At 66.7% G+C, this 8811-nt stretch carries 14 protein-coding genes; 11 read left to right on the top strand and 3 right to left on the bottom strand.

Annotation, left to right across the window (positions count from 1 at the left end):
• Positions 1–127: 127 nt before the first annotated feature.
• Genes rplN through rplO form a run of 10 tightly spaced genes read left to right on the top strand, consistent with a single transcriptional unit; the run spans position 128 to position 4295 of the window.
• Positions 128–496: a 50S ribosomal protein L14 gene (gene rplN, locus JO059_RS11610; protein WP_003403649.1), complete on the top strand. Its 369-nt coding sequence runs from the start codon at positions 128–130 to the stop codon at positions 494–496.
• Positions 497–814 carry a 50S ribosomal protein L24 gene (gene rplX, locus JO059_RS11605; RefSeq protein WP_293317061.1) on the top strand — a complete coding sequence of 106 codons (318 nt, stop codon included), beginning with the start codon at positions 497–499 and terminating at the stop codon, positions 812–814. It begins immediately after the preceding gene.
• Complete coding sequence (gene rplE / locus JO059_RS11600; protein WP_293317059.1) at positions 814–1386, top strand: 50S ribosomal protein L5; 573 nt, start codon at positions 814–816, stop codon at positions 1384–1386. Before rplX ends, rplE begins: the two co-directional genes overlap by 1 nt.
• Positions 1387–1390: 4 nt before the next feature.
• Positions 1391–1576: a type Z 30S ribosomal protein S14 gene (locus JO059_RS11595; protein WP_011739072.1), complete on the top strand. Its 186-nt coding sequence runs from the start codon at positions 1391–1393 to the stop codon at positions 1574–1576.
• A gap of 19 nt (positions 1577–1595) precedes the next feature.
• Positions 1596–1994: a 30S ribosomal protein S8 gene (gene rpsH / locus JO059_RS11590; protein WP_293317029.1), complete on the top strand. Its 399-nt coding sequence runs from the start codon at positions 1596–1598 to the stop codon at positions 1992–1994.
• Between the two features lie 23 nt (positions 1995–2017).
• Positions 2018–2557: a 50S ribosomal protein L6 gene (rplF, locus tag JO059_RS11585; RefSeq protein ID WP_293317027.1), complete on the top strand. Its 540-nt coding sequence runs from the start codon at positions 2018–2020 to the stop codon at positions 2555–2557.
• 2 nt (positions 2558–2559) lie between these two features.
• Positions 2560–2928 (top strand): 50S ribosomal protein L18, encoded by a 369-nt coding sequence (gene rplR / locus JO059_RS11580; protein ID WP_293317024.1) that lies wholly within the window; start codon positions 2560–2562, stop codon positions 2926–2928.
• Positions 2929–2968: 40 nt separating this feature from the next.
• On the top strand, positions 2969–3658 hold the full coding sequence (gene rpsE / locus JO059_RS11575) for a 30S ribosomal protein S5 (protein WP_293317021.1): 690 nt from the start codon (positions 2969–2971) through the stop codon (positions 3656–3658).
• On the top strand, positions 3655–3858 hold the full coding sequence (gene rpmD / locus JO059_RS11570) for a 50S ribosomal protein L30 (protein WP_293317018.1): 204 nt from the start codon (positions 3655–3657) through the stop codon (positions 3856–3858). The genes rpsE and rpmD overlap by 4 nt, the downstream gene beginning before the upstream one ends.
• Positions 3855–4295, top strand: coding sequence for a 50S ribosomal protein L15 (gene rplO, locus JO059_RS11565; RefSeq protein WP_293317015.1), 441 nt, complete (start codon positions 3855–3857; stop codon positions 4293–4295). Before rpmD ends, rplO begins: the two co-directional genes overlap by 4 nt.
• 18 nt (positions 4296–4313) lie before the next feature.
• Here rplO and JO059_RS11560 read toward each other — a convergent pair whose 3' ends face one another.
• The gene (locus JO059_RS11560; RefSeq protein ID WP_293317012.1) at positions 4314–5240 is read right to left on the bottom strand and encodes an LLM class flavin-dependent oxidoreductase; all 927 of its coding nucleotides are present in this window, start codon (positions 5238–5240) and stop codon (positions 4314–4316) included.
• Positions 5241–5279: 39 nt separating this feature from the next.
• Here JO059_RS11560 and sppA point away from each other — a divergent pair, with 39 nt between their 5' ends.
• Complete coding sequence (sppA, locus tag JO059_RS11555; RefSeq protein WP_293317009.1) at positions 5280–7079, top strand: signal peptide peptidase SppA; 1800 nt, start codon at positions 5280–5282, stop codon at positions 7077–7079.
• Between the two features lie 7 nt (positions 7080–7086).
• Here the strand turns inward: sppA and JO059_RS11550 are convergent, their stop codons facing one another.
• The gene (locus JO059_RS11550; RefSeq protein ID WP_293317007.1) at positions 7087–8001 is read right to left on the bottom strand and encodes a class I SAM-dependent methyltransferase; all 915 of its coding nucleotides are present in this window, start codon (positions 7999–8001) and stop codon (positions 7087–7089) included.
• A 21-nt stretch (positions 8002–8022) separates the two neighbouring features.
• Positions 8023–8811, bottom strand: a 789-nt coding sequence (locus tag JO059_RS11545) for an SAM-dependent methyltransferase (RefSeq protein ID WP_293317004.1), incomplete at its 5' end; no start/stop codon positions are given.

The raw sequence follows: 8811 nt of genomic DNA, 5'->3' as shown, positions 1-8811 counted from the left end.
GCCGGTGCGCGATCGGCCCTGCGTGCCTTTCGGTGACAAAGATTGCGCATGTCAGGTTTTTGGTTGGCTTTCCGCTGTGGAGGCTCGTCTTCCTGCCGTGCACACGTGAACCAGGTCAGGAGATCGAGTGATTCAGCAAGAATCGCGGCTGAAGGTCGCCGACAACACCGGCGCCAAGGAGATCTTGTGCATCCGGGTGCTTGGCGGTTCGTCGCGACGTTACGCCGGCATCGGTGACGTCATCGTCGCCACCGTCAAGGACGCCATTCCCGGTGGCAACGTCAAGCGCGGGGACGTGGTCAAGGCGGTCGTGGTGCGCACCGTCAAGGAGCGCAGGCGTCCGGACGGCAGCTACATCAAGTTCGACGAGAACGCCGCGGTGATCATCAAGCCCGACAACGACCCGCGCGGGACGCGCATCTTCGGGCCGGTCGGCCGCGAACTGCGCGAGAAGCGATTCATGAAGATCATCTCGCTCGCCCCGGAGGTGTTGTAGATGAAGGTCCGTAAGGGCGATACCGTCCTGGTCATCGCCGGCAAGGACAAGGGCGCCAAGGGCAAGGTGTTGCAGGCGTACCCGGATCGCAATCGCGTGCTGGTCGAGGGCGTCAACCGGATCAAGAAGCACACCGCCGTTTCGACCACGCAGCGCGGAGCTCGCTCCGGCGGCATCGTCACCCAGGAGGCGCCGATCCACGTCTCCAACGTGATGGTGGTCGACTCGGACGGCAAGCCCACGCGAATCGGCTACCGGGTGGACGAGGAGACCGGCAAGCGGGTCCGCATCTCGAAGCGCAATGGCAAGGACATCTGATGACCACCGCAGAGGCTAAAGAAAAAGCTCAGCCGCGGCTCAAAGAGCGCTACCGCAACGAGATTCGGGATTCCCTGCACAAGCAGTTCGGCTACGCCAACGTCATGCAGATCCCCACCGTGACCAAGGTCGTCGTCAACATGGGGGTCGGCGAAGCGGCCCGGGATGCCAAGCTGATCAACGGCGCGGTCAACGACCTCGCGCTGATCACCGGGCAACGGCCCGAGATCCGCAGGGCGCGGAAGTCCATAGCGCAGTTCAAATTGCGCGAGGGTATGCCGATCGGCGTCCGGGTGACGTTGCGCGGAGACCGGATGTGGGAGTTCCTCGACCGGCTCACCTCGATCGCGCTGCCGCGTATTCGTGACTTTCGGGGGCTGTCGCCCAAGCAGTTCGACGGCGTCGGCAACTACACGTTCGGGCTGAACGAGCAATCGGTGTTCCATGAGATCGACGTGGACAAGATCGACCGGGTCCGTGGCATGGACATCAACGTCGTCACCTCGGCGACGACCGACGACGAAGGGCGAGCGCTGTTGCGGGCCCTCGGCTTTCCGTTCAAGGAGAACTGAGCACATGGCGAAGAAGGCATTGGTCAACAAGGCCGCACGCAAACCGAAGTTCGCGGTTCGCGGCTACACCCGCTGCAGCAAGTGCGGCCGCCCCCGCGCGGTGTTCCGCAAGTTCGGCCTCTGCCGAATCTGCTTGCGCGAGATGGCGCATGCGGGCGAGTTGCCCGGCGTGCAGAAGAGCAGCTGGTGACGGGACATAGGACGCAACTATGACGATGACCGATCCCATCGCGGACTTCCTGACGCGTCTGCGTAACGCCAATTCGGCGTATCACGACGAGGTGACTTTGCCGCACTCCAAGATCAAGGCCAACATCGCCGAGATCCTCAAGAACGAGGGCTACATCAGCGACTACCGCACCGAAGACGCTCGCGTCGGGAAGGCGTTGGTCGTCCAGCTCAAGTACGGGCCGAGCCGGGAACGCAGCATCGCGGGTCTGCGCCGGGTGTCCAAGCCGGGTCTGCGGGTGTATGCCAAATCCACCAACTTGCCGCGGGTGCTGGGCGGCCTGGGTGTGGCGATCATCTCGACGTCCTCTGGCCTGCTCACCGACCGCCAGGCGGCCCGACAGGGCGTGGGCGGCGAAGTCCTCGCGTACGTGTGGTAGTGGGACGGTAACGGAGAGAACAGATGTCGCGCATTGGTAAGCAGCCGATTCCGGTTCCCGCCGGAGTCGACGTAACGATCGAGGGTCAGGACGTCTCGGTCAAGGGGCCGAAGGGCACCTTGAATTTGACTGTGGCCGAGCCGATTACGGTCGCGCGCAACGAGGACGGGGCGATCGTGGTCGCCCGTCCCGACGACGAGCGGCACAACCGCTCGCTGCACGGGCTCTCGCGCACCCTGGTGGCCAACCTGGTCACCGGTGTGACTCAGGGCTACACCACCAAGATGGAGATCTTCGGGGTCGGCTACCGCGTGCAGCTCAAGGGCTCCAATCTCGAGTTCGCGCTGGGATACAGCCACCCGGTGGTGATCGAAGCCCCCGAGGGCATCACGTTCGCGGTCCAGTCGCCGACGAAGTTCACGGTCTCCGGGATCGACAAGCAGAAGGTCGGCCAGATTTCGGCGAACATTCGCCGCCTGCGCCGCCCCGACCCGTACAAGGGCAAGGGCGTGCGTTACGAGGGTGAGCAGATCCGCCGCAAGGTCGGAAAGACAGGTAAGTAGTCATGGCGCAATCAGTATCCGCGAACCGACGGGTCTCCCGGCTGCGCAGGCATGCGCGGCTGCGCAAGAAGATCGCCGGCACGACGCAACGCCCGCGGCTGGTGGTGCACCGGTCCGCGCGGCACATTCATGTGCAACTGGTCAACGACGACAACGGCACCACGGTGGCCGCCGCGTCGTCCATCGAGGCCGACGTGCGCGGCCTGGAAGGCGACAAGAAGGCGCGCAGCGTGCGGGTCGGCCAACTGATCGCGGAGCGCGCCAAGGCCGCCGGCATCGACAGCGTGGTGTTCGACCGTGGCGGATACACCTACGGCGGACGGATCGCCGCGCTGGCCGATGCCGCGCGCGAGAACGGATTGCAATTCTGATGAACAACATCTGCCTGATGACGACGGGAAGGACCGCATAATGGCGGAGCAGTCGGCTGGGAGGCTGGGCGCTTCAGACAGCCGTGACACCCGCGGCGACCGGGACAGCCGAGGCCGCCGCGACAGCGGCCGCGGCGGTCGTGATCGGGACCGCGATGGCGAGAAGAGCAACTACCTGGAACGGGTCGTCGCGATCAACCGCGTCTCCAAGGTGGTCAAGGGTGGTCGGCGCTTCAGCTTCACCGCCCTGGTCATCGTGGGTGACGGCAACGGCATGGTCGGTGTCGGCTACGGCAAGGCCAAGGAAGTGCCGGCCGCGATCGCCAAGGGAGTGGAGGAGGCCCGCAAGGGGTTCTTCCGCGTACCGTTGATCGGCGGGACGATCACCCACCCGGTGCAGGGTGAGGCCGCCGCCGGCGTGGTGTTGTTGCGTCCCGCCAGCCCCGGTACCGGCGTGATCGCCGGCGGAGCGGCGCGTGCGGTGCTGGAATGCGCTGGAGTGCACGACATTCTGGCGAAGTCGCTGGGCAGCGACAACGCGATCAACGTGGTGCACGCCACCGTCGCCGCCCTCAAGCTGCTGCAGCGACCCGAGGAGGTGGCCGCTCGCCGGGGGCTGCCGATCGAGGACGTCGCACCAGCCGGGATGCTCAAGGCCCGACGCGAAAGCGAGGCGGTCGCCAGTCTGCCCGCAGGGGCGGCGGTCCGGGAGGGAACGGCGCAGCCATGAGTCAACTGAAGATCACCCAGGTACGCAGCACCATCGGGGCGCGCTGGAAACAGCGCGAGAGCCTGCGCACGCTGGGGTTGCGGAGGATTCGCCATTCGGTCATCCGTGAAGACAATCCACAGACCCGCGGCCTGATCGCGGTCGTGAACCACCTCGTTGTGGTGGAGCCGGCCGAGGTGGGCGCCGGAGGTGAGAAATGACCATCAAGTTGCACGACTTGAAGCCCGCGCGCGGCTCGAAGACGCCGCGCACCCGGGTGGGACGCGGTGAGGGTTCCAAGGGTAAGAGCGCCGGTCGCGGAACCAAGGGCACCAAGGCCCGCAAGAACGTGCCGGTGGCCTTCGAGGGCGGGCAGATGCCGATCCACATGCGGCTGCCCAAGTTGAAAGGCTTCCGGAACCGGTTCCGCACCGAATACGAGATCGTCAACGTCGGTGACATCAACCGACTGTTTCCCGATGGCGGCACCATCGGGGTGGACGAGTTGGTTGCCAAGGGCGCGGTTCGCAAGAATTCCTTGGTCAAGGTCCTCGGCGACGGTGAGCTGACCGTTAAGGTCGAGGTGTCCGCGCACAAGTTCAGCGGCAGCGCACGCGACAAGATCGCCGCAGCGGGCGGATCCGCGACGGAGCTGTAGCTTTCCCTGCTCGCGGTGCTAAGCCAGCTGCGGAATGACGTCTGCGGCAAGGCGTTCCAGCTGTGCGCGGTTCTCCGTGACGTCGGCGCCGACCGGGTTGAGTAGCAGCATCTGCGCTCCGGCATCCGCCACCCGGCGCAGCCCGCGGGCAACGTCGTCGGCCGTGCCAGAAACCGCAACCGATTCGATGCCGGGCCTCTGGCCGTAGATGCGCCTGAGCCCGGCGAGCACCCGCTTGCGGGCCCGCGCCGGATCGTCGTCGACCATCAGATAGACGCGCTTGCCAATGGTGAACTGCGCGGGGTCTTTTCGCTGCTCGTCGAGTTCACTGCGGACCACCGCCACGGCTGTCGCGAACGCCTCCGTGGTCGACGAGCCCGCGCCCAGAAACGAATTACCGTGGCGCACCGCCCTGGCCAGGGCGGGCCGGGCCTGGCCGCCGAACCAGATCGGCGGATGCGGCCGCTGCACCGGCTTGGGCTGGATTGCCAGGTTGTCGACGTCGCGGAACCGGCCGTGGAACGTCACCCGGGGTTCGTCGGACCACGCCGCCTTCATCAGTTCCAGGCCCTCGGTGAAATACGAGATGTACGTGGACTTTTCGACCCCGAAGGCGGCGAAGCTGCGAGAGCCGCCGCCGGTGCCGACACCGATGTCCAGCCGTCCGTGGCTGAGCCGATCGACCGCCGTCGCCGCGGAGGCCAGGTGGAGCGGATCATGCAACGACGTCACCAGGACGGCCACTCCCAGGCGAAGCCGCTCGGTGCACGCGGCGCAATAGGCCAGCAGCTCCAGCGGTGCCAGCAGCGGTGCCTCTCCGATGACCTGCTCGAGCACCCAACCACCTTCAAACCCCAATTCCTCGGCGCGCGCGAGGTAGGAGCGAAGGCCGGGGGCATCGAAAGTGTCGGAGTCCAGCTGGGGGATGGCGATCGAAAGCCTCACCCGTCCACCGTACGGTGGCCGATCGGTACCCTGCAGAGTATGTTCGCTTTCCTGCCATCGATTCCCGGGTTGCCAAATTTGGAGGCCGACGTGCGTGCCGTCGCGGGCCGGGTCGACACGGCCCGCCACCACGGCGTCCCCAACGGCTGCGTGTTGGAGCTCGACCTGCGTTCGGTGCCACCGGAGACGACGAGCTTCGATCCGCTGGCGATCATCGCCGGCGGCAGCCGACCGATGGCGCTGCGAGAAACCGTCGCCGCCATCCACCGTGCCGCCGAGGATCCTCGGGTCGCAGGGCTGATAGCCCGCGTTCAGCTCGGGGCCTCTCCGCCGGCGGCGGTCCAGGAACTGCGGGAGGCGATCGCGGTTTTCAGTGCTGTCAAACCGTCCCTGGCGTGGGCGGAGACCTTTCCGAGCACACTGTCCTACTACCTGGCCTCGGCCTTCCGCGAGGTCTGGATGCAGCCCTCGGGAGTGGTCGGGTTGATCGGCTTCGCCAGCAACGCCATGTTCCTGCGCGACGCGCTCGACAAGGCGGGGATCGAAGCCCAGTTCGTCGCCCGTGGCGAATACAAGTCGGCGGCAAACCTTTTCACCGAGGATGGGTTCACCGAGGCTCATCGCGAAGCGGTGACGCGGATGTTGGAAAGCGTGCAGGAAGAGGTGTGGCGGGGGATCGCCGACTCGCGCAAGATCGATCCCGATGCGCTCGATTCGTTGGCGGACCAGGCTCCGCTGTTGCGCGACGAGGCGGTGGACGCCGGCCTGGTAGACCGGATCGGATTCCGCGACGAGGCATATGCGCGGATCGCGGAAATGGCTGGGGTGCAAAAGGATTCACAAGACGGTCCCGAGGAACAGGCAGCGCCGCGACTGTACCTGGCGCGCTATGCGGGCGCGGCCCGCTCGCGATTGGCCCCGCCCGTGCCGCCGCTTCCGGGCCGCCGGCCCAAGCCGACGTTCGCCGTGGTCACCATCCACGGCATGATCGTCAACGGCCGCGGCGGCCCGCAATTCCTACCGCTCGGGCCCTCTGCCGCCGGTGGGGACACGATCGCGGCCGCGCTGCGGGAGGCGGCCGCCGACGACGCGGTGTCGGGGATAGTGCTGCGCGTTGACAGTCCCGGAGGATCGGTCACCGCGTCGGAGGCCATCTGGCGTGAGGTGGCAAGGGCCCGGGAACGTGGCAAGCCGGTGGTCGCGTCGATGGGTGCGGTCGCCGCCTCCGGCGGCTACTACGTGTCGATGGGTGCCGACGCGATCGTGGCCAATCCGAGCACGATCACCGGCTCGATTGGCGTGGTCACCGGGAAGTTGGTCGTCCGCGAGCTGAAGGCCCGGCTGGGAGTCGGCTCGGATACCGTGCGCACCAACGCCAATGCCGACGCCTGGTCGATCGACACGCCGTTCACGCCGGAGCAGCGGGCCCGCCGAGAGGCCGAGGCGGACTTGTTCTATACCGACTTCGTGGCACGGGTGGCAGCAGGGCGAAAGTTGAGCACCGAAGCCGTGGACGCGGTTGCGCGCGGCCGGGTCTGGACCGGAGCAGATGCGCTGGCGCGTGGCCTGGTCGACGAACTCGGCGGGTTTCGAACCGCCCTCCGCCGAGCAAAGGTACTGGCCGGGCTCGACGAGGACACCGAGGTCCGTATCGTCAACTACCCGGGTTCCTCGCTGCTGGACATGCTGCGCCCACGCGCATCGTCGCAACCCGCCGCGGCGTCGCTGCCGGACGCGGTCGGGGCCGTGCTCGGCCGCGCGATCGCAGGGATCTGGGACAACATCGAGCAGACACTGGGCGGCGCCACCCTGCTGTGGCAGGGGAAGTCGCGCTTCTAACCGGTGCTCAGTCGGCGAGCCCGCCTCTGATGAAGATGATTTCCCCTAAGGGATCGTCGTTTTCGAGCGGCGGCACCTCGAGGTCGTGGCGCCTCAGCAGTTCCGTACGCGTCACGACCTCGACCTCCCAGCCGATGGACCGCAGGTAGTCGACGACATGGTTGCGTTCGCCGGGATAGATCAGCGACGCCATGTCGACGTCCACGCCGTACTCGCGGAGCGGATTGGACATCTCCCGCATCCGCTCGACATCGAAATCAACGATGCCCGGGACGAATTCGGTGGCGATCGTGCTACCGGGCGCGCTCAGGGCCGTGATGTTGTCGAATAACCGGTCCTGGGCCTCCGGCGGCAGATAGATCAGCAGCCCTTCGGCCAGCCATGCGGTCGGTGCCGTCGTGTCCAGCCCCGCCGCCCTCAGTGCCGCCGGCCAGTCGCCGCGCAGATCGACGGCAACGGTGCGCCGGAGGGCGGTGGGCTCGGCACCGATGCCGGCCAGCGTGGTGGTCTTGAACTCGACCACCCGGGGCTGGTCGATCTCGTAGACGACCATGCCGTCCGGCCACCGCAAGCGGTATGCGCGCGAGTCCAATCCGGACGCCAGAATCACGGCCTGGCGCACCCGGGAGACGGTCGCGCGCATGAAATAGTCATCGAAATACCGTGTGCGTACGGCCATTCCGTTGACCATGGCCTGCGCACGCACCGGCGAGGCGTTCTCGATCGCGTCCAGATCGAGCTCGCCATCCATCATCTTGTTGAAGAAATCCAACCCGACCGCACGCACCAGCGTTTCGGCGAACGGGTCGTCGATCAGGCCGCGGGGATCCTTGGACGCCATCGCGCGCCCCGCCGCGACGAAGGTCGCGGTGGCGCCCACGCTGGACGCCAGGTCCCAGTCATCGTCGTGAGTGCGCGACACGAGGAAACCTTAACCGGGGCGCTACCGCAGAATCGCGGCGACATAGCTCATGTCGCCGAACGTGGCCGCCATCTCGTCCTCCGGGAACTCAAACCCGTTGCGGGCATACAACTCCCGCGCAGGATGGGGCGTCACCTGCCAGCCGTGTCCGGTCAGGTAGTCGACGACGACATTGCGTTCGCCGCGATAGAACAGATCGGCCGCGTCGAGGTCGAATCCGAAGCGCCGCCACCGTTCGCTGATCGCGCGCAAGCGCTCATCGGAAAACGCATTGGGGTCGGGCACGTGCTCGGTGGCCAGCCGGCTGCCGGGCGCGCTGAGCGCGGTGATGTTGTCGAATAATCGGTCCTGGGCCTCCGGCGGCAGGTACGGTAGCAGCCCCTCGGCACTCCAGGCGGTCGGCTCTGTGACATCGAACCCGGCGTCCCGCAACGCCGCGGGCCAGTCGTCTCGCAGGTCGATCGCGATTGCCCGGCGGTCGGCGGTCGGCGTCGCGCCGAGACCGGCCAGCGTGTCGGTCTTGAACGCGATGACCTGCGGCTGATCGATCTCGTAGACGACCGTGCCGGCCGGCCAATGCAGTCGGTAGGCCCTGGTGTCGAGGCCGGACGCCAAGATGACGGCCTGCCGCACGCCAGCTTCGGTAGCGCCGGTGAAGAAGTCGTCGAAAAACCTTGTCCGGACCGCGATCTGCTCGGCTCGGGCTTTCCTGTTGAACAGCGGATCATCCCCGAAATCGACCTCTCCGTCGATGAGGCGAACGAAGGGATCCAGACCAACGGCGCGCACCAGCGGGTCTGCCAGCGGGTC

Source organism: Mycobacterium sp. (assembly GCF_019247615.1).
GTDB lineage: Bacteria > Actinomycetota > Actinomycetes > Mycobacteriales > Mycobacteriaceae > Mycobacterium.
Note: the sequence above shows the minus strand (reverse complement) of the source record. Positions and strands in the feature narration are given on the sequence as shown.

Bases quoted from the DNA above. Each gene is read 5' to 3' on its own strand.
- JO059_RS11595 (WP_011739072.1), top strand. From the start codon at position 1,391: ATGGCGAAGAAGGCATTGGTCAACAAGGCCGCACGCAAACCGAAGTTC.
- rpsE (WP_293317021.1), top strand. From the start codon at position 2,969: ATGGCGGAGCAGTCGGCTGGGAGGCTGGGCGCTTCAGACAGCCGTGAC.
- rplE (WP_293317059.1), top strand. From the start codon at position 814: ATGACCACCGCAGAGGCTAAAGAAAAAGCTCAGCCGCGGCTCAAAGAG.
- rplX (WP_293317061.1), top strand. From the start codon at position 497: ATGAAGGTCCGTAAGGGCGATACCGTCCTGGTCATCGCCGGCAAGGAC.
- rpsH (WP_293317029.1), top strand. From the start codon at position 1,596: ATGACGATGACCGATCCCATCGCGGACTTCCTGACGCGTCTGCGTAAC.
- rplO (WP_293317015.1), top strand. From the start codon at position 3,855: ATGACCATCAAGTTGCACGACTTGAAGCCCGCGCGCGGCTCGAAGACG.
- rplF (WP_293317027.1), top strand. From the start codon at position 2,018: ATGTCGCGCATTGGTAAGCAGCCGATTCCGGTTCCCGCCGGAGTCGAC.
- rpmD (WP_293317018.1), top strand. From the start codon at position 3,655: ATGAGTCAACTGAAGATCACCCAGGTACGCAGCACCATCGGGGCGCGC.
- rplR (WP_293317024.1), top strand. From the start codon at position 2,560: ATGGCGCAATCAGTATCCGCGAACCGACGGGTCTCCCGGCTGCGCAGG.
- sppA (WP_293317009.1), top strand. From the start codon at position 5,280: ATGTTCGCTTTCCTGCCATCGATTCCCGGGTTGCCAAATTTGGAGGCC.